This window comes from Rossellomorea vietnamensis (assembly GCF_025398035.1).
GTDB lineage: Bacteria > Bacillota > Bacilli > Bacillales > Bacillaceae_B > Rossellomorea > Rossellomorea vietnamensis_B.
Genome location: NZ_CP104558.1, coordinates 1,419,176 through 1,438,753, shown reverse-complemented (window position 1 = coordinate 1,438,753; position 19,578 = coordinate 1,419,176). Strand labels below are relative to the sequence as shown.

General features: G+C 44.4%; 22 protein-coding genes. 12 read left to right on the top strand and 10 right to left on the bottom strand.

Features of this window, described 5'->3' with window-relative positions; genetic code table 11:
- The first annotated feature begins 196 nt into the window (after positions 1-196).
- Together N5C46_RS07380 and N5C46_RS07375 are read left to right on the top strand one after the other, a co-directional pair.
- Positions 197-577: a hypothetical protein gene (locus tag N5C46_RS07380; protein WP_261751514.1), complete on the top strand. Its 381-nt coding sequence runs from the start codon at positions 197-199 to the stop codon at positions 575-577.
- On the top strand, positions 574-1,056 hold the full coding sequence (locus tag N5C46_RS07375; protein WP_261751513.1) for an endolytic transglycosylase MltG: 483 nt from the start codon (positions 574-576) through the stop codon (positions 1,054-1,056). The genes N5C46_RS07380 and N5C46_RS07375 overlap by 4 nt, the downstream gene beginning before the upstream one ends.
- A 46-nt stretch (positions 1,057-1,102) precedes the next feature.
- Here N5C46_RS07375 and N5C46_RS07370 read toward each other — a convergent pair whose 3' ends face one another.
- Positions 1,103-1,711 (bottom strand): NAD(P)-dependent oxidoreductase, encoded by a 609-nt coding sequence (locus N5C46_RS07370; RefSeq protein WP_261751512.1) that lies wholly within the window; start codon positions 1,709-1,711, stop codon positions 1,103-1,105.
- 200 nt (positions 1,712-1,911) lie between these two features.
- On the opposite strand from N5C46_RS07370, the gene N5C46_RS07365 reads away from it, so the two are divergent.
- The 4 genes from N5C46_RS07365 to fumC all read left to right on the top strand — a co-directional run bounded on the left by N5C46_RS07365 (position 1,912) and on the right by fumC (position 5,701).
- A complete protein-coding gene (locus tag N5C46_RS07365; RefSeq protein WP_261751511.1) occupies positions 1,912-2,727 on the top strand; it encodes an amino acid ABC transporter substrate-binding protein in 816 nt (271 codons plus the stop codon).
- Positions 2,711-3,406, top strand: coding sequence for an amino acid ABC transporter permease (locus N5C46_RS07360; RefSeq protein WP_261751510.1), 696 nt, complete (start codon positions 2,711-2,713; stop codon positions 3,404-3,406). Before N5C46_RS07365 ends, N5C46_RS07360 begins: the two co-directional genes overlap by 17 nt.
- Positions 3,407-3,424: 18 nt before the next feature.
- Positions 3,425-4,159, top strand: coding sequence for an amino acid ABC transporter ATP-binding protein (locus N5C46_RS07355; protein ID WP_261751509.1), 735 nt, complete (start codon positions 3,425-3,427; stop codon positions 4,157-4,159).
- Between the two features lie 156 nt (positions 4,160-4,315).
- Positions 4,316-5,701, top strand: coding sequence for a class II fumarate hydratase (gene fumC / locus N5C46_RS07350; protein WP_261751508.1), 1,386 nt, complete (start codon positions 4,316-4,318; stop codon positions 5,699-5,701).
- Positions 5,702-5,792: 91 nt separating this feature from the next.
- Here the strand turns inward: fumC and N5C46_RS07345 are convergent, their stop codons facing one another.
- The 3 genes from N5C46_RS07345 to N5C46_RS07335 form a co-directional block, all read right to left on the bottom strand.
- Positions 5,793-6,011, bottom strand: coding sequence for an alpha/beta-type small acid-soluble spore protein (locus N5C46_RS07345; protein ID WP_034763234.1), 219 nt, complete (start codon positions 6,009-6,011; stop codon positions 5,793-5,795).
- Between the two features lie 594 nt (positions 6,012-6,605).
- Positions 6,606-7,703, bottom strand: coding sequence for an ABC transporter ATP-binding protein (locus N5C46_RS07340; RefSeq protein WP_034763235.1), 1,098 nt, complete (start codon positions 7,701-7,703; stop codon positions 6,606-6,608).
- A 96-nt stretch (positions 7,704-7,799) separates the two neighbouring features.
- Positions 7,800-8,717 carry a PucR family transcriptional regulator gene (locus tag N5C46_RS07335; protein WP_261751507.1) on the bottom strand — a complete coding sequence of 306 codons (918 nt, stop codon included), beginning with the start codon at positions 8,715-8,717 and terminating at the stop codon, positions 7,800-7,802.
- A gap of 147 nt (positions 8,718-8,864) precedes the next feature.
- On the opposite strand from N5C46_RS07335, the gene N5C46_RS07330 reads away from it, so the two are divergent.
- The gene (locus tag N5C46_RS07330; protein ID WP_034763238.1) at positions 8,865-9,125 is read left to right on the top strand and encodes a metal-sensitive transcriptional regulator; all 261 of its coding nucleotides are present in this window, start codon (positions 8,865-8,867) and stop codon (positions 9,123-9,125) included.
- A 53-nt stretch (positions 9,126-9,178) separates the two neighbouring features.
- Here the strand turns inward: N5C46_RS07330 and N5C46_RS07325 are convergent, their stop codons facing one another.
- Both N5C46_RS07325 and N5C46_RS07320 read right to left on the bottom strand, forming a co-directional pair.
- Positions 9,179-9,367: a hypothetical protein gene (locus tag N5C46_RS07325; RefSeq protein ID WP_261751506.1), complete on the bottom strand. Its 189-nt coding sequence runs from the start codon at positions 9,365-9,367 to the stop codon at positions 9,179-9,181.
- A 97-nt stretch (positions 9,368-9,464) separates the two neighbouring features.
- Complete coding sequence (locus N5C46_RS07320) at positions 9,465-9,674, bottom strand: YheE family protein (protein ID WP_261752301.1); 210 nt, start codon at positions 9,672-9,674, stop codon at positions 9,465-9,467.
- Positions 9,675-9,800: 126 nt separating this feature from the next.
- Here N5C46_RS07320 and N5C46_RS07315 point away from each other — a divergent pair, with 126 nt between their 5' ends.
- Positions 9,801-10,199 (top strand): ferritin-like domain-containing protein, encoded by a 399-nt coding sequence (locus tag N5C46_RS07315; RefSeq protein ID WP_060670520.1) that lies wholly within the window; start codon positions 9,801-9,803, stop codon positions 10,197-10,199.
- 42 nt (positions 10,200-10,241) lie between these two features.
- Here N5C46_RS07315 and N5C46_RS07310 read toward each other — a convergent pair whose 3' ends face one another.
- The 4 genes from N5C46_RS07310 to N5C46_RS07295 are packed head-to-tail and all read right to left on the bottom strand — an operon-like array spanning position 10,242 to position 15,229.
- Positions 10,242-11,435, bottom strand: a complete 1,194-nt coding sequence (locus tag N5C46_RS07310; protein WP_261751505.1) for a YheC/YheD family endospore coat-associated protein — start codon at positions 11,433-11,435, stop codon at positions 10,242-10,244.
- Positions 11,432-12,805: a YheC/YheD family endospore coat-associated protein gene (locus N5C46_RS07305; RefSeq protein WP_261751504.1), complete on the bottom strand. Its 1,374-nt coding sequence runs from the start codon at positions 12,803-12,805 to the stop codon at positions 11,432-11,434. Before N5C46_RS07305 ends, N5C46_RS07310 begins: the two co-directional genes overlap by 4 nt.
- Entirely contained in the window at positions 12,805-13,896 is a 1,092-nt protein-coding gene (locus N5C46_RS07300) for a YheC/YheD family endospore coat-associated protein (protein WP_261751503.1), read from the bottom strand. The genes N5C46_RS07305 and N5C46_RS07300 overlap by 1 nt, the downstream gene beginning before the upstream one ends.
- Before the next feature lie 4 nt (positions 13,897-13,900).
- Positions 13,901-15,229: a YheC/YheD family endospore coat-associated protein gene (locus N5C46_RS07295; protein ID WP_261751502.1), complete on the bottom strand. Its 1,329-nt coding sequence runs from the start codon at positions 15,227-15,229 to the stop codon at positions 13,901-13,903.
- Between the two features lie 131 nt (positions 15,230-15,360).
- Here N5C46_RS07295 and N5C46_RS07290 point away from each other — a divergent pair, with 131 nt between their 5' ends.
- The 4 genes from N5C46_RS07290 (at position 15,361) to N5C46_RS07275 (ending at position 19,561) form a co-directional block, all read left to right on the top strand.
- Positions 15,361-16,500 (top strand): DUF445 domain-containing protein, encoded by a 1,140-nt coding sequence (locus tag N5C46_RS07290; protein ID WP_261751501.1) that lies wholly within the window; start codon positions 15,361-15,363, stop codon positions 16,498-16,500.
- A 74-nt stretch (positions 16,501-16,574) separates the two neighbouring features.
- On the top strand, positions 16,575-16,928 hold the full coding sequence (locus N5C46_RS07285) for a YlbF/YmcA family competence regulator (protein WP_261751500.1): 354 nt from the start codon (positions 16,575-16,577) through the stop codon (positions 16,926-16,928).
- Between the two features lie 133 nt (positions 16,929-17,061).
- A complete protein-coding gene (locus tag N5C46_RS07280) occupies positions 17,062-17,934 on the top strand; it encodes a Cof-type HAD-IIB family hydrolase (protein ID WP_336275548.1) in 873 nt (290 codons plus the stop codon).
- 133 nt (positions 17,935-18,067) lie between these two features.
- Positions 18,068-19,561 carry a coproporphyrinogen III oxidase gene (locus tag N5C46_RS07275; protein ID WP_261751499.1) on the top strand — a complete coding sequence of 498 codons (1,494 nt, stop codon included), beginning with the start codon at positions 18,068-18,070 and terminating at the stop codon, positions 19,559-19,561.
- Positions 19,562-19,578: the final 17 nt, after the last annotated feature.

The following is a 19,578-nucleotide window of genomic DNA, read 5'->3' as shown; positions in this document are numbered from 1 at the left end:
TGACGATGTAGTCGGACGCTTTTTCTTATACTGGATTTTGAAATTATACTGATGTTACGGGGAATTATCCATGTATTAATACAATTTCCTGTTAAGAAAACAGGACTTTCGTGGGATTTTGTCGTTTTAAATCGAATTTATTCCCTTATCCATGTATAATTTAATTGATAAAAAAGTTTCATAAAGGGAGGATCCTATGATGGGATGGGCAATCGCCATATTATTTGGGTCAGCAGTTGTGCTGCTCATTTTATCGTTTATTAAAACGACACAAACCAACTCGAAGCTTGAGCAACAGATAGAGCATGTTTCCATTTCCGTATTGAACGAGGTTCATGAACTGGAGAAGCAGTTACGAAACATACAATTGGATGCAGAAATTACAGCCCAGCAGGCAGGAGCTGCACCTGCAGCATCCGAGGAACGCGAATTGCTCCGTGAGATGCTTGATTTGTATAAAAGAGGCTATTCTGTTGAAAGTATTGCAGGGAAAACAAAGCTCAAGCCTCATGAAGTGGAGCATATGCTTGCGCCATTTATGGCTCAAAAGGGTGAAAGGGGCTTAGTGGCACAATGACAGTGACATCGAACTCATTGCGGAGCTTTGCTGGAGGGATCTTGATCGCCACCTCTTTGATTGGGGCTGTGTATCTTTTCGGTCCTTCTGAAGCAAGCAGTACCGGAAAAGAAGAACCTGCTGAAGTGCAAAAGCTGTCAGAGGATGAAATGGTGAAGAAGCTGACTTCAAAAGGCTATGTCATACATACTGAAGACCAGTGGAGCAAGCAGCTGAAAGCCATGAATGAAAAGCAGGAAGAGGCATCGATTAAGAAGGATGACGGCAAGGTGGTCTACAAAACGATGCTCACCGTTTCTACCGGGATGACAAGCATCGACGTAGGAAACGCTTTGGAACAAGCCAATATCATAAAAGATGGGTTGGATTTCTATAAAGAGGTAGAAAAGCGGGGGCTTGAGAACGAGCTGCGTCCAGGTACCTTTGAAGTCGAAAGTGGAATGAGCACGGACGAAATCATTTCTACCATCTTCGAATAATTGGAAAACGGGACTGGCATTCAGTCCCGTTTTTTTTATCCCATACTCAATAACAGATCCCAACCCGGCTTTTGATGAAGGACAGGTCTGACAGTTGTTTGTATATAAAATCTCCTGTGTCATACATGGAAATGCTGCTACCGCCTTCTGGAAGTACATTTCTTTCCGTTCGGTAATTGCCGAGCCGTTCTCCATCCGGCAAATAGGTGGGGCAAACGATGGTCCAGTCCATTTCGGATGCCTGAAGCATGAGGAAGGCTCTTAGGTGGTCTTCGGCCGCGGTTGTGCTTCTCCGTTTCGATTCACTCGACTGAAAACGGTAAAGACCATCATCCGTCCGCGCCTGGAGGATGCCCGCCGTCCCGCACGTAATGATCCGTTTCACCCCATAGCTTCTCATGGCTTTTAACAGGATCGGCATGCTTTTTGTGAGGACATCCTGCTTATCTGTATTCAGGCAGCTGATCACGGCCTCTGAGCCTTCGATGGTCTTCATCACATCTTCTTCGTTCAACACATCCCCGATTATTTCCGTGCCGGGAGCGTCCTGACCGCTGCCTCTCCGTACCAATCGATTTACTTCATATTCTGATATAGCCCGTTGAAAGACGACGGAACCAACCCGGCCCGTACTCCCGAATAAAGCAATTTTCATATCGTGCCCTCCCATATTTCTTTGAAATTAGTGTAGCGTATAATCGGAAATTTTTACATGTTTGTGTATTCAAGTATACATACTAAAGGTGAAGAAAAAAATCTCGGGTAGGAAACTTTTATGTTGACTTATCTCTGGTAACGTTTTATGATGACATTCGTAACAAATTTAAATCCGATAAGAATAGTGGGGGTTATACAATGAAAAAGTGGAAATTATCCATCATCATGCTAATCGCTTTATCCATGGTGTTAGCTGCATGTGGTCAATCTAAAGATAAAGAAGAATCAAATGGTGATTCGAAAGAGACATCCCTTTACGATAAGGTAAAGGAAGATGGAGAATTACTTGTCGGGACGGAAGGTACATATCCTCCTTTCACATTCCATGACGAATCAGGAAAGCTGACCGGGTTTGACGTAGAAATCGCCCGTGAGGTAGCGAAGCGTCTCGGAGTCGAAGCGAAATTCCAGGAAACACAATGGGATGCAATGTTTGAAGGTTTGAATTCCAAGCGTTTCGATATGATCGCAAACCAGGTGGGAATTCGTGAAGATCGTGAGAAGAAATATGATTTCTCTAAACCATATATCGAATCAAGTGCAGTAGTTGTTGTATCAAAAGACAACAAAGATGTTACTTCATTTGAGGACATCAAAGGATTGACTTCTGCTCAATCCCTGACTAGTAACTACCGCGATATCGCTGAAAAAAATGGTGCGAAAATTCAAGGGGTGGAAGGCCTTTCACAATCCATCCAATTACTTGAGCAAGGCCGAGTGGATGTAACAGTGAACGATAAGATTTCAATCCTTGATTACCTGAAGAAACAGCCGAATGCCAATGTGAAAATTGCCGCAGAAGCTGAAGACGCTGGTCAAAGTGGTCTGATGTTCCGTAAAGGCAACGACAAGCTGGTAGAAGAAGTGAATAAAGCGTTAGAGGAAATGATGGAAGACGGTACGTACAAAGAGATCTCTGATAAGTGGTTCGGAGAAGATGTATCTCCTAAGTAGCATTTACCAGGATCCTCAAGCAATGATTGATATTTTACAAAGCTCCCTGCTTCCAATGTTAGAGGGGGCTTTGTATTATTCTATACCTCTAACGCTCATTTCATTTGCTTTAGGTATGATCCTGGCTGTTCTGACTGCTCTTGCCCGTCTGTCAAATATATCAATCTTACGTGGGATTGCAAGGTTTTATGTATCTGCGATAAGAGGGACCCCTTTACTCGTTCAATTATTTATCATTTTCTATGGGTTGCCTACTTTGGGGATCAAGTTCGATCCGTTCCCATCTGCCATCATCGCTTTCTCATTAAATAAAGGTGCATATTCGTCAGAAATCGTCCGTGCCGCGATTCAATCGATCCCGAAAGGACAATGGGAAGCCGGCTATTCCATCGGCATGACGTATTCTCAAGCCTTAAAGAGAATCATCCTGCCGCAGGCAACACGGGTATCCATTCCTCCGTTATCAAATTCTTTCATCAGTCTGGTGAAGGATACGTCACTTGCTTCCTTGATTCTAGTGACGGAAATGTTCAGGAAGGCACAGGAAATTGCGGCTACCAACTATGAGTTTTTACTTATGTACATGGAAGCAGCGCTACTTTACTGGGTCATCTGCTTTATCTTATCCATTATACAAGGTCGTATAGAGAACCGACTGGATCGGTACATTGCCAAGTAATATAAAAGGAGATTGAACATGATTTCCATTAAAGGATTAACAAAACGATTTGATCAGTTAGAAGTATTAAAAGGAATGAATGTAGAAGTCGAAAAAGGACAGGTCATCGTCCTGATCGGTCCTTCTGGTTCAGGAAAGACAACGTTCCTTCGCTGCTTGAATGCCCTTGAAATCCCGAATGACGGTACTGTTTCGATAGGCGGTTCCACCGTTGATTTCAATAAAAAGGTAACCAAGCAGGAGCTTATCAGCCTAAGAAGAAAAACAGGGATGGTATTTCAGAACTATAATCTGTTCCCTCACATGACTGCACTCGAAAACGTCATGGAAGGACCGACCGTTGTACAGAAACGAAAAAAATCCGAGATGCGCGAAAAGGCCATCAAACTGCTTGAAAAAGTCGGTCTTGGTGATAAGATTGATTATTATCCATTCCAGCTTTCAGGCGGGCAGCAGCAGAGGGTCGGCATTGCAAGGGCCCTCGCCATCGAGCCGGAAGTGATGCTCTTCGACGAGCCCACTTCAGCGCTTGATCCCGAACTGGTTGGCGAGGTATTGAAAGTCATGAAAGACCTTGCCGAAGAGGGGATGACGATGGTGGTCGTCACACATGAAATGAGATTTGCCCAAGAAGCGGCCGATAAGGTCATTTTCATGGATGGGGGATACATCGTCGAAGAAGGCCCTCCCCGGGAAGTGTTTGAAAATCCAAAGAATGAACGTACGAAGCAATTCCTTAACTTAATACAATAAAGAGGGAAGATGAATGGGCGTGGACGCTCATTCATCTTTTTTTTAGGTTTTATTCATATCGTCAGCTGAAACTAATAAACTTTTCAGAAAAAGGTTAGAAGGAACGTTTTAGTGGAAATATGGTAGTAGTTGGATCACTTACAGGGAGGAATGACAATGGAATACCGTATTGAACGTGACACAATAGGAGAAATGAAGGTGCCGAAGGAAAAATATTGGGGGGCCCAGACTCAACGGAGTAAGGAAAACTTCCAGATCGGTACCGAAAAGATGCCCATTGAGGTTACATATGCCTTTGCACAGTTGAAGAAAGCGGCTGCAGTCGTCAATCATTCACTTGGAAAGCTTCCTGAAGGGAAGATGAGGGCGATTGGAAAGGCCTGTGATGAGATTTTGGAAGGGAAGTGGGATGAGCATTTCCCCCTGGTCGTCTGGCAAACGGGAAGCGGCACACAGTCCAATATGAACGTAAATGAAGTAGTGGCTTATCGTGCCAATGAACTTCTCGGTGAAAATGGCTCGGAGGAGAGGGTCCATCCCAACGATGATGTGAACATGTCTCAAAGTTCCAATGATACATTCCCGACGGCCATGCACGTAGCGGCGTATCAGGAAATCGAATCCAAGTTGTTTCCCGTGCTTCAGGATTTCATTGGAACATTGAAAGAGAAAGAGGATGAATTTCAGGATATTATCAAAATCGGCCGTACCCATCTTCAGGATGCCACGCCGTTGACTCTCGGACAGGAAATCAGTGGATGGCGTTCCATGATGGAAAAATCCTATAGCATGACAAGGGAAAGTGTACAGCGTTTGGTCAATCTTGCCATCGGCGGAACGGCGGTAGGAACGGGGATCAATGCAGATCCGACTTTTGGCAGCAAGGTTGCGGCCCAATTAGAAGTACAGACAGGCATCAAGTTCGCTTCATCGGATAATAAGTTTCATGCCCTGACATCCCATGATGAAATTGTGTACGTCCACGGTGCCATCAAGGCATTGGCAGCGGATCTTATGAAAATTGCAAATGATGTCAGATGGCTTTCAAGCGGTCCCCGAAGCGGCATAGGGGAAATGACGATACCTGCCAATGAACCAGGCAGCTCCATCATGCCGGGGAAAGTGAACCCGACACAAAGTGAAGCGGTGACCATGGTCGCGACCCAAGTCTTCGGGAACGATGCAGCTATAGGTTTTGCCGCCAGTCAGGGGAACTTTGAGCTGAATGTTTTCAAACCGGTCATCATCTATAATTTGATACAATCCGTAAGGCTGCTTGCAGATGGAATAAAATCCTTCAACGATAAATGTGTAAAGGGACTGGAGGCGAATCGGGACGTCATTGAAGACTTTGTGCAAAGATCCCTCATGCTCGTTACGGCTTTAAATCCGCACATCGGTTATGAGAAGGCGGCAGAAATTGCGAAGAAGGCCCATCAGGAAGGATCAACATTGAAAGAAGCGGCCCTCGAATCAGGCTATTTGACGGAAGAACAGTATGATAAATGGATTGACCCGGCAGCTATGGTCCATAATAAATGATGGGAAAGCATGGACTGGAATTTATTTAAGACATAATGAAACTCCCGGCCTAAAAGACCGGGAGTTTTATCCAATCATATTAAATTGGTGATTATTTTTGGTACCCGCCACCGATTTGTTGTTCAGCCATTTGAACCAGGCGTTTAGTGATTTCTCCACCTACAGAACCGTTAGCACGAGCTGTTGCATCTGGTCCTAATTGTACGCCGAACTCAGAAGCGATTTCGTACTTCATTTGGTCGATTGCTTGTTGAGCTCCTGGAGCTACTAGTTGGTTAGATGAATTGCTGCGAGATTGTTGCTGTTGCATAATCTGTCATCTCCTTAGAATGTATAAGTTTTTTTGGTTGGGTTAGCTGGAATTGCACCAGCACGCTATTCCATGAGCGACCATCTTCAAATGGTGTAACCCATCGAGTGGGGTTTAGTGAAGGCTTGTTGCTGCCTTGTTACTAGGTATTATGGTTTCTCTGAAGAATTATATTCAAGGGGATGACAGGGAATTTATTCCTATTAAATCCCTGCAAGTTTTCTACATAAATCACCATGATTGTAAAAAGGATAACACTATAAAAAGATTTAGATTGAAAGTATGGTGACACATCATGAAAGCTTGCGCGTTATGTAACGGGATCGTTGAATACAGGGGACTTTGCACTAAATGTGGAGACTCGACAACGGATCAGGGTAGATATTATGATTTTTACGATGAGTATAGTGCGTATATGGATATTCAGCACGTGCAATTAGCCGACGGCATTCCGAATAGCAGCTGCTCTGATACTTGTCTTCATCTCTTTACATGCCTCCGGTGTGGGGAAGAAGAAGGGAAAAGTATAGACCTGACGGAATTTTAATAAAGAATGGCGCACCCTAAAGCTGGGTGCGCCATTTTCTTATCTACTTATCGGATCCTTGACTCAGATTCTGAATCAAAGAAATGAGCTTTGTTCATATCGAATGCAAGATCGATCGTTTGTCCTGCAACGATATCTGTACGGGAATCAACCCGGGCTACAAACTCTTGTCCTTCTAATTGAGAATACAGCATCGTTTCAGCACCCGTTAATTCAGATACTTCAATCTTCGCCGTGATTTTCGCACCTTGAGCGGTATCCAGGAAAAGAGGCTCGTCATGGATATCTTCAGGACGTACACCAAGGATGATGCTCTTTCCTACATGGCCTTGTTCGCGAAGCACTTTCATTTTTCCTTCCGGTACAGACACTTTCGTATTGCCGATGACGAACTTCCCATCTTCCAGGGATCCGTGGAAGAAGTTCATGGCAGGTGATCCGATGAATCCGCCTACGAAGACATTTTCCGGTTTATCATATACTTCTTTGGGAGAACCAACTTGTTGAATCACACCGTCTTTCATGACAACGATACGTGTAGCCATCGTCATCGCTTCTGTCTGATCATGTGTTACGTAGATCGTTGTTGTCTGTAAACGTTGGTGAAGCTTGGCAATTTCAGCACGCATCTGTACACGAAGCTTAGCATCAAGATTGGATAAAGGCTCATCCATTAAGAATACTTTCGCATCACGGACGATGGCACGGCCAAGTGCAACACGCTGACGCTGACCACCTGATAAAGCTTTCGGTTTCCGGTCTAGCAGTGCTTCAAGACCGAGGATCTTGGCCGCTTCCTGTACGCGACGGTCAATTTCCTGTTTATCGAACTTACGCAGTTTAAGACCGAATGCCATATTATCATACACACTCATATGAGGGTATAAGGCATAGTTCTGGAACACCATGGCGATGTCACGGTCTTTAGGCGCCACATCATTTACGCGTTTTCCGTCAATGGAGAAATCCCCTTTGGATATTTCTTCGAGCCCGGCAATCATGCGAAGGGTGGTGGATTTCCCACAGCCCGATGGTCCAACAAATACGATGAATTCTTTATCTTGAATGTGAAGGTTAAAGTCATTTACCGCCGTTACCTTACTATCATAAATCTTGTGGATATGTTCTAATTTTAATTCAGCCACTTCGTTTCTCCTCCTTGAAATGCAATCGTTTTCATCTATAGATTCATTGTAGAGAAAGCGGATTCAAAACGATATGGTCAACCTGCACAAAGTTGCCTAAACATTATTGGGCAGGTTGTCAGATTGGAAGCTTAAACAGGCAAAGTAGGCAAGGATACCACCTTGAAAGCTTTTAATATCTATATTTGTTCTTTCAATAAACTTATCAATCCGGTACTGGACACTGTTCCGATGCATGAATAATGTCTTGGCGGTCTGACTGATATTGGACTGATTTTCGAGAAATGCCCTGATGGTGTGAATTTGTTCAGGATCTTCAGAAAAGAAGTCGGCGACCTTTTTAAAGAAATGCTCCTCCCATGCATGCGGAAAGTGGTGTAGGGTGAATTCAGGCAGAACCGTCACGGCCGACTGGATGAATGCCTGCTTATGAATGGTTCCAGAAAACGAAAATAGCTCACGTTCATGGGCGAAAAAAGCAGGGAAATGTGAATCGGCATCATGAAACTGCCCAATGTAAAAAGAAGGACTGACGAAGAAATCCGATTCAATGACATGGGAAATCGACTGCAGCTGTTCCTCATCCATCATCCACTCATGCTTCCTTTCTATAAGCAGTCCCATGCGATCTGAGAGGAAAATGAGGATGGTCCCGTGTGGTAATAAATGTTGGAACGCTTCTCTCAGTTGAAGCTGTTCCCTGCCTTCCTTCAGACTGAATTGAATGATGCGGAACTCTCCATCATGCATTGACGGGACCGGCCCGTTCTCCAGTAAATAATGGTACCACTCAGCGGAATCGTGAGAATCATTCACGCTTCCAGGTGAAGGAGTGATTTCTTGAAACAAGCAATATAATAAATCCAATTCCGGCTGGGAAATCTCTGATTGATCGATCCCTATATATTCATCTTCCTGTTCGTTCGTAAACCAGACTTTTGTAGATTCGAGGCTTGTGGGATAATGGTGCTGAATGATGGCGCCAGGATATTTTTTACGTAAAGATGTAAACATGTGATCCCTCTTTGTTCATTATTATAGTAAAAAAGGTTATAATGACATTGTACTGAAATAGCTGGAGTAATCAAAGAGTGCATGATTGCAAAAGTACAATAATTTTAATACTATTGTACAATGAATAATTCTTATGGGGTGTCCTGAATGGAATATACAAAAGAAGTTACGAATCGAATGAAACGTCTTGAAGGTCAGGTCCGTGGTGTATTGAAAATGATGGAGGATGAGAAACATTGTAAGGATGTTGTGACTCAACTATCAGCCGTTCGAACTGCTGTTGACCGAACAATCGGCCTCATCGTGGCAAAGAATCTGGAAGCGTGCATACGCGAGTCGGAAGAAGAGGGCATAAAGGCGGAAGATGCGATCCAGGAAGCTGTCAATATGCTCGTTAAAAGTCGATAAAAGGTAAAAAGCTGCCAAGGAAAATTCCTGATTGGCAGCTTTTTTTTTCCATATTATCTTGGGGGCTCTTCGTAGTCGGTGATTTCGATCGCTTCTTCGATGTTGGTGGTGTTTTCCCTCATGTGGACGGAACCTCCGGACATCCCTTCGTTGATGAAACGGTCGACATCCAGAAATGCTTTTTCTTTTCCTTCGTAATTCGTATCAGGAAGGAATTGATCGTTCTTATTGTCTTTTTTCATGCTCATCAGCCTCCTTTCTTTAGTTTTAGAAAGGGGGCTGAAGTTATGCATGGAACAGGATTAATTTCTACCGGACTGGGGTATTATGTAGGTTGCATCACTCATAAACATGGAATAGCATCAGTTCATGCAGCTGCTTCTTAAGGATCTCTTCCTTGTCAGCCGGAGGATTGGGGCCGGTCCATTCGATTCTTCCGTCTTTATGGTATGTTCCTGTATATTTCGTCCCGCTGAAATAAAAGGAAAATGTCCAGCCCGGGAGCTGTTTATTTTCGTACATGTTCTTAAATTGAAAATGTTGGATCATCATTTGTCACCTCCATTCATATTGTAAACGTTTTAACCCGGGCTGTGTAGGACCGGCCGTGAAATGTATCATAAATGGAAGGCTTCTCTAATAGAATTTACTGAAGAGATAGGGGAGGGACGAAGAATGAATTCGTTTATTCGTGATTTAGAGAAGGCGATCAGTGATGAATGGACAGGTTATTATTTCTATAAAGAGCTAAAAGCGCGGACCAATAATCCTCTGTACGTAGAGTTTATTGAACATGCTCAAAAAGACGAAAAAGAACATTATGAAATGTTTCAATATCTGCATTATCTATTGACGGGAGAGTATTATGAGCACAAGAAAGAAAAGGTGGGGTTCACCACTTTCAAGGAAGGGGTGCTCCGTGCACTGAAGGATGAACTGGAGGGTGCGGAGTTTTACCGGGATATGCTCCTGGAGATTCCAAATCAGCAGGCGTATAAACCGCTTTTTATTGCCATGACAGATGAACAGGAACATGCAACCAGGTTTTCAACCATCTATAATTCCTTACGATAAGCGATAAAGAAAAAGGTTGAACCTTGTGTCATTCACGAAGATTCAACCTTCACTGTTTTGTGCACTGAGTGTCATGAACGTACGGACAAGCTGTTTTCTCCGCTTCCTCTCAATCTCTGTCTCGTCGAAACACATCGGCTTTGAATTAATTTCAAACAATACGAATCCCCCTTGTTCTTTGGGAGCGAGATCAATGGAAAACTCCCCTACATAGCCAAACGATTTGGCCAGTTCTTCCCCGCATGTTTGAACGATCCTCGAAATTTCTTTTTTTGTTTCTGCATCTGCCACTTCCTTCAGGGAAATGATTTTGCCGCCGGCAGGTACATGGGTGGTGACTTCCTGACGCTGGGACATGCGGACCCCGATACCGATCAAACGGAAATCATCACCCGTGTGAAGGACTAATATGCGAAAGTCGAAGCGGTGTTCGTGCATTGTTTTACAAGGGACCGCTTCCTGCATGATCCACTCATTGCCCAAAAACCATTCGTTATACGTTTGATGAAGGCGGGAGATCGATACGAACCTCTCTATTTTCTTAATGCTTTTACATAGGACCCCGCCTCTGTCATCCAGTTCAATCAGGCGAATCCCTTTTCCTTGCGAAGCGAGAGCGTGTTTAACATATATTTTATGATGAGTGGTCAAGAAACGTGAAAGGGAGGCTTCATCGGTAACCAGCTCGGTCTGCGGCAAATATGCTTTGAGCTCATCATTTTTGGACAACAGCTCGTGGATTTCCCATTTATTAAAGAAATGGGGATTGAAGAATGGAATCCCATGTTTCTTGATAAAACGAAGAAGCTTTTCGTATGCTTGGTTTTGCTCGGCATGCCTTGATGGGACCCGATTGTAAATGACGTTCGGAACGGGAAACAGGCATCTTACCCATTTGTGTAAAACATGATTATACATGATCCCCTCTATCGAATCGCCCAGTACATCCTGCGGGGAGAAGACGAAACAGATTCCTCCAGACTGCTCGACGTCCTGTTGTATCGACCGGAATAATTCAAAGTTTCCCTTATATTTGTTTTTTCCTTCTTTACTTGAAACGATGCCGACTAAGGGGATCGCGGGACGATTCCCCTTTCGGTGAGAGATGGTAAAGGTATAGCATTGATTGGAAGCTATAGAGGATAAGAGAAAGGAATCCTTCGCAAATCCATAGGTAGTAATGGGTTCTTCCCCGTGAAAAAAGGTCTTCTTCATCCGGTCGTAAAGGATGTTCATGGTATCATTTCCTCGGGATGATCCAAGCTTTGGTGGGTGAGGAAAATACCAAATGATAAGGCGAGTTTCCTTGTTAGTAAGTCAAACCTTTTTAAGTCAGGATGTGAGAATATCGATCTGCCAGGCTTTGAGTTTGCTTCAAACATCCAAATGCGATGGTTGTCGTCCACACCGAAATCGAAGCCTATTTCACCGATGAACCCTTCAAGATTCCCCTCAATGGCGTGTGACAACAATAAAGCCGCGTCCTTTAATGACCCTTCAATGGTTTGTCTTTCCTTTTCTTCCGGGAACAGTTCTGAAAGGACCCTCACTTCTCCACCATTGTTCGCATGTGTCGTCACACTTCCCGTTCCCGCTACTTTTCCTGCCATTGCACTGACTTGCCAGTTTCCTTCTTCGTCTTTATTGGTATGGACCCTGAAGTCGATGGGACGATTATTTTCTTTCAGTAAGGAGATACCCTGCTGGACGATAAAGGAGTCCAGATTCCGGCTTTTGAACACTGTATTGGCCAACAGCTCCAGTGATTTAAACTTAAGTAAGCGGTTCTTCTGATCACCGTCCCTGAAACGGCAGTAATACTCTTCTGTGGACCGGTTATATGTGATTTTGTGTATTCCGTTTCCGAGACTCCCGTTCTTCGGCTTCAAATAAATATGGTTATAGGCGGAAAGCATCCGCTCCATTTCTTCGAATGATTGGAACGGCCTGGTTTCAGGAAGGAAGTGTTGAACAGTGGGGTCATTTTCCAATCTCTCGAATAGGTCGAGTTTATTGAAGAATCCTGGATTATACCACGGAATGCCGTATTCTCTTTCCAGTCTCTCCTTCAGTCCCTGATAGGTTTTCCGCTTTTCACTCTGTCTGTTTGGGAGTCTGTCATAAATCACATTCGGGAAAGGGATTTCTTCCGTTTCCCATCCTTCCCCAAAATGAAAGAATCCTTTAATGAGTCCATTTTCCCAATCAATATGCTGTTCTCCAAATACAAAGGGGATGACTCCCAAGGAAGATTGAACCGATAATAGTTTCTTGAAGAAGTGGGAGCGTTGTCCGATGGGACTTAACCGGAAACTTGTGAAACCCGCAGTGAATATTCCAATCAGTACCCCTGCGTGTAGACATTCGTCTTTACAATAGAGGGAGAGGGAATCCACTTTTGAAGGAAGGTGCAGCTTTTCCGCTAAACCTGTACTGATTCCCATCACGTTACGGCCATTCGGATGGCGCCTGCAGCTGGCAGGTTGTCTTCCGGTCCCGAGTACCACGGTATGTGGAAAGGTGTCTTCCCCGGTTTTGAACCCGGAAGGAAGGTATAGGGTGCTTTCTTCATCTTGGAAGTATTCGACTTTATATGCATGGAGCATTAGAAATCACCTCGCCTTAAGGATGAAAGAGATTGTGAGGATAGAAAGTCACAATAATCTAAAGGTGCCTGATATAATGTTGACAGCTTCCCGGGTTGTAATGCATCCACTACCTTATGCCCCGGCTTAGAGTTCAAATCCAGGATCCATAGGGAATGATCATCCCCGATAATGAGGTCGACCCCGATTTCAAAAAGAGGGGAAAAATGTTTTTCAAGCAGTATAGGGACTTCTTCCAAAATGGATGTAAGTTCTTCGTCGATAAAATCCCATCCATGGGAATTCTGGGTATCCTTCCACTCCGAGTATGAAAGATAGGAAGCACCGCGGCTGATATTCGTCAGAATCCCATTCTCTTCACCTTGGCGGATCGCTCGTTGAAATTCCCTCCATTCCCCCTTGTGATCTTTATTCATGAGAATCCGCATATCGAAAGGGGCATTTCCTTTCGTCAGGTTTGGCAGCCTTTTTTGACAAATGAACGTGTGAACCTTGAGCATGTGGTCAACCCATTTTAGAAAGACATCTTCATTTGGAAATGATTGTTCTATGATTCCTTGCTTTTTGGTGGTGCGAACGACAATACTCTGTTGATTGAAAACGAGATGGTAAACAGCAAACCCATGAGCCCCGTCGACAGGTTTGATTATTATATCTTTATGTTTGAGGAGGAGATTTAATAAATGTTTTCCATCGGCTACTAAGGATGTTACAGGGATATAGGGGGCGAGGGAGGTCTGTTTCAGCTTTTCATAAAGATGCCATTTGTTTGGCAATCCGTACCCAAGGAAACGGATATGCTTCTGGTTCTTCAACCATTGAACGACAGCTCTCGCCTGCCGGGACTTCATATCTTTCTGGTAATACGTTCTGTCATAAATGTACTCAGGGATTTCAAAGGCATCTTTTTCCCATTCCCCTGTCACCCTGTCGAAGTGGAATCCTTCCACGGTTTCGTTTAAAGGAGATATTCCCTGAGGGGAAAACAGGTAAAGGTCGATTGGATAAGAAAGGGACTGCTTTGCGATTTCGAGAAAATATTCATTTGTCACTTCAGGAGTGAGGGTCATGATGCCCAATGATTGATTCATCGTATTATTCCTCCTTATTAGTCCAGATGGCCAAACTATATTCATAAAGTGCTTTAACCGAAGGACGAATCCTGTCGTTCTCTAAGTAGGTCCGTTTAGAAGGCTTGGAATTGATTTCGATCAGCCAGGGTTTTCCAGAATGATCTATGCCGATATCGATGCCGAGTTCTGCGAAATGTCCTTCCATGCTATCGGCAAGAAGTGTTGAAGCGTGTATACATAATTCTTTCATCCCTTTCATGATAGCCAGGCTCTCCCTGGGAGAAAAAATTGTTTGCAAAACCGCGAGAGGCTTTTCGATTCGTCCGCCCTGGTCGACATTTGCCACGAATTGACCCCTTGAAGCGATTCTTGCAACCGATGAGACCAGCTCCCAGTCTTTATTCCGGTTCTGATGACAGAGAAAGCGAAAGTCCAAAGGCTGTCCTTCGACCGTTAGAAAGGGGATCGTCTCCTGAACCAGATAAGAACGATTGCACCATGCCTTAAGCTGTTTGTACAAAGCAGGGTAGGTGGGGAATGTGAGGGGATTCTCAGTCGAAAATGAATTCTGCTGCACATGATATCCATCGTCTCTTTTTTGGATACGCATGATGTAGCGTCCCTTGCTCCCATTTATCCCTTTCACGAAAACATCGTGATGCAAGGTAAGCATCTTCTCCAGGGAATGAAGTCCCTTTACGGTTTCCGGCAGGTGTGGAGAAAGGATGGGGCTGTCTTTTAATGCATTGTATACCTCGTCCTTGGACAAAAAGCCGGAATTGAAAACCTGGATACCCCGGTCCAGAGTGCGGCCAAGAGCACTTTGAAAGGAAGGGGACCGCTCTATTTTCCGTGAGTGACATCGATTGTATAGGACATGGGGATCAGGTAGAAGACCGGTTTCCCAATCGTTCCCGTTATAATAAACGCCTTCCCTTTTATTCCCGGTGAAGGAGGAAAGGGGAAGCAGGTAGAAAAATCCACCTTTTCGTTGAAACCATTCCTGACACTCTGTAAAATATTCCTTTAAAGAATGGGAATGGATGGTCGCGACCGTAGATTGATTGAGTAAGAGAGCCGCAACCGGTCCCATATGAATCATCCCGGCATCGATGAAAATCCATATATTTTCCATTGTCGGGAAGGATGCGAATAATGAATCGGATGTATCCAACATAATCTGTAAAGAATCTGTTTTTGTTCCTATACATGTCACATCAAGAAGGGAGCTGCCACATTTCAACGTCATTTGTCGTTGAAAAGGGAAGCGGTCCATCCATTTTTCTGGAATATATAAATGATGATGATCCTTCGTGTGTTGATGCGAAACAAATGAACATTTTATCTTCATCCGGCATTCCCCGTTTGCATAACCCGTTGGATTGACTTTATAATAATTTATTGGGCTAATGTTGATATAGCATTCTATGTAAACATAGGCAAAATGTTCAAACGAGAGAAGTAGAAAAGGAAGGTGCACTCATGCTAGATGCTTTCATCCTGGTATTATTCATGGTAATCGTTGGGGCCCTTATTGGGGGAGTCACCAATTCACTTGCAATAAAAATGTTATTCAGGCCTTATCGGGCATACTATATCGGAAAATTCAAAGTCCCATTTACACCGGGGCTGATCCCGAAACGCCGGGGGGAATTGGCAGAGCAACTCGGGAAGATGGTGGTGGACCACTTAATCACCCCTGAAAGCCTTCAGAAAAAAGTGATGAATGAAGACTTCCAAAAGGATGTGACACTTTGGCTATCCGAAGAATTGCAGCCGGTCTTCACATCCGACAAAACGGTGAATGAGTGGCTCGACACCCTCCAAATCCCCGTTTCCTCCGAGAGACTCAATGAATGGCTCGAAGACTGGATCGCAGTAAAGATCAAGGATACGAAGATGTCCTATACGTCTATGAAACTGGAAGAAGCACTTCCTGAGAGGTGGCAGGAAAAGGTTTCAGAAAGTATACCGAAGCTTGTCGACTTCATTGCAAACAGGGCGGAAGCGTATTTCACAAGCCCGGAAGGAAAAATGAAAGTGAAGATCATGATCGACGATTTCCTCAAAGAACGCGGCATGCTCGGAAATATGCTGGGCATGTTCCTCGGCAACACCTCGGTTGCGGATAAAGTGCAGCCGGAAATCGTCAAGTTCATCAAGCACGAAGGGACACAGGAGATCCTCTTTAACCTGTTGACCCAAGAGTGGTCGAAGCTGAAACAAATGAAACTGGAAGAGTTCATCGACAGATTGCCGGAAGAGGAGCTCATCCACACAGTCCAATCGTCACTTGTCAAACTCGTCAACATTGACGGTCACCTCTCCAAACCGCTCAGGTCCTGGCTCGAACCGCACAAGGATTCCTTCTTCGATATCCAGCTGCCGAAATGGGTGGATAGAGGGACGGACCTCTTATCCGGGAAGATTCCGAATCTCATGGAAAAGATGCACCTTCAGCATATCGTTCAGGAGCAGGTTGAATCATTCTCTGTCGGCAGGCTCGAGGAACTAGTCCTCGGCATATCGAGGCGGGAATTCAAAATGATCACGTATCTCGGGGCTCTGCTCGGCGGTGTGATCGGGATTATCCAGGGATTGATCGCCCTTTTCATATCCTGATAAGGGTCCTGCCTAGAAATCAACTTCATTGTTTGTTATAGTGAGGGAGACTGAAATTTTAGGAGGTACGTATTTTGGCTATTAACTTATACGATCAAGCGAACGATCTGGAAAGCGCATTGCGTCAGAGCGATGAATTCCTGCAATTGAAGAAAATGTATGATGAAGTAAACAATGACGAATCTGCTAACAAGATGTTTGAAAACTTCAGAAACATTCAAATGACTCTTCAACAAAAACAAATGAGCGGTGAAGAGATTTCACAGGAAGAAGTGGAGCAGGCTCAAAAAACAGCTCAACTTGTTCAGCAACATGAAAAGATTGCAAAGCTTATGGAAGCTGAGCAACGCATGAGCATGGTGATCAATGACTTAAACAAAGTCATCATGAAGCCGCTTGAAGAACTTTACGGTTCAATGCAAAAATAACGTGATGAAGAGGGACCGACTTCCTTATGGGAGCCGGTCTTTTTTTGTTGGCCTTTCACCCCCTTGGCATATTTGTCTTCCATCCTTCATAAAAGTAGAGAAAGGGAGTAGACAACATATAGGGGGGACACCAATGATGATCTATCGAATGCTGGCTTTGAATATTGATGGCACGATTGTAAATGAAAACGGAAAAATTGCGAAGGAAACGAAGGAAGCAATTGAGTACGTTCAAGATAAAGGGGTTCCGGTCACATTGGTTACAAGCCGGAGTTTTGCTTCTGCTAAGAAAGTAGCCAAAGCCCTGAAGCTTGAAAGCCCGATTGTTACACACAGCGGTGCCTATATCGCAGGCGAGCTTGAAAAACCGATATATGTGAAAAAAATTGCGGAAGACATTACGTATGAAATCTCTCAATTCCTTGAAGGCTTTTCATGTCAGGTACATTTGTCCCATGAAAAGCGATCCATCGTAGGCAAAACCAGTACCCGGGCACGTGAGATGGCAAAGGTCTCATGGCAAAGAGAATCCAAATTACTTTACAGCAAACAGTTTGTGGACCGGGTGAGTGATCACCTCTTGGAGAATCCGATGTCGGTTCCGAAGATTTCGGTTGTGATGGAGCACAGGGAAGACGTATGGGACGTTGTCGCTTCGTTAAAAGGAATGTATGAAGAAGTGGACGCAATCCCGACGTCAGACTATAAGCTGGATATCGTTCCCAGGGGTGTTTCAAAGCTCAGGGGATTGATGTATCTGTCTGAGCGTCTCGGAGTGAAGAAACATCAAATCGTGATGGTGGGATCCGGCATCGATGACATTGATTCCATGGAATGCTCAGGTCTCGGTGTCGCCATGGGAGATGCACCACGTCAAGTGCGGGAAGCGGCGGACTGGATCACACGCAGTCAGGTTGAAAAAGGGATTCCGTACTTTGTCACTGAGTTATTCCGTAAACAACATCCCATCCCATTCCTGAAAAAAATGAACATCATAAAATCGTGACTCAAGGAACACCCCGTCATTCCAACAGGAATACGGGGTGTTCTTCTGTTGGGAGGGTTCGGACCATTGACCATTCCGACCCCTTTCTGTACACTTATAACAGCTTATTAGTTATATGAAAGGTGATTAGAACGTGGATGTTTTGATAAAAGGAATCGAGGATGAACGTTTCGAACGTCCCCTGCGATTGATAGCGAATTTATTCTTTGAAGAGTCCTCGATTCACTTCGGTGATTGTGATGAGGCCGATCTTCAAGTCCATATAGAACTTTCTTCAGATGACAAGATAGAGGCGGAAGCCGTTTTAACGGACTCAAGCGAACAATCATACACTGCACGCTATGAGCATGACTGGGTGCCTTATGAAAATGAGAAAGAACGGTTCAAACAGCTGAAAACGGCTGTTTCCCATGTGTATTTAAATGTTCTTCAAGATTTGACGGGGATCAGGCAGAAGTGGGGCATCCTGACGGGAATCCGCCCCACTAAGCTCATTCATAAGCAGATGCAGCTTGGATTGCCCAAGGAAGAGATTCATAAGAAATTAAAAAAAGAGTACCTGATCACGGATGAAAAGATCCAGCTGATGCAAAACATCGTCGATCGTCAATTATCCGTCGTGCCTGATCTCTATGACCTTCAGCAGGAAGTGAGCATTTATATCGGCATTCCGTTTTGTCCAACCAAGTGTGCGTATTGCACGTTCCCTGCCTATGCGATTCTTGGTAAACAGGGGAGGGTGGATTCCTTCCTGGCGGGACTTCATTACGAAATCCAGGAAATGGGACGATGGATGAAAGAAAACAATATCAAGATTACGACCATCTATTATGGCGGGGGTACCCCTACGTCCATCACAGCTGAAGAAATGGATGCTCTTTATGAAGAGATGTACCGCTCCTTCCCGGATGTGGACAAGGTAAGGGAAGTAACGGTGGAGGCAGGGAGACCGGATACGATATCCGAAGATAAACTCGAAGTGCTCAATAAATGGAACATCGACCGGATTTCCATCAATCCTCAATCTTACACCCAGGAAACCTTAAAAGCGATCGGGCGGCATCACACGGTGGAGGAAACGATTGATAAATTTCATTTATCCCGCGGTATGGGAATGAACAATATCAATATGGACCTCATCATTGGTCTTCCAGGCGAGGAGCTTCCGGAGCTGCAGCATTCCTTGGACGAAACAGAAAAGCTTATGCCTGAATCCTTGACGGTTCACACCCTGTCCTTTAAGCGGGCGTCTGAAATGACGAAGAATAAGGACAAGTATAAAGTGGCGGACCGTCTTGAAATCGAGAAGATGATGAATCTTGCGGAAAAGTGGACCAAGGAGCATGGGTATGAGCCTTACTACTTATATCGCCAGAAGAACATTCTCGGTAACCTGGAAAATGTGGGATACGCACTTCCAGAGCAGGACAGCATTTATAACATCATGATCATGGAAGAAGTCCAGACCATCATTGGAATCGGCTGCGGGGCGGCAAGCAAATTCATCGATCCGAAAACCGGAAAAATCACGCACTTCGCCAATCCGAAAGAACCGAATGCCTATAACCTTGGATTCAAAGAGTACACAGAAAAGAAAATCAGGATTTTGAATGATTTATTTTTATAAAAATGAAACGCGCCGCT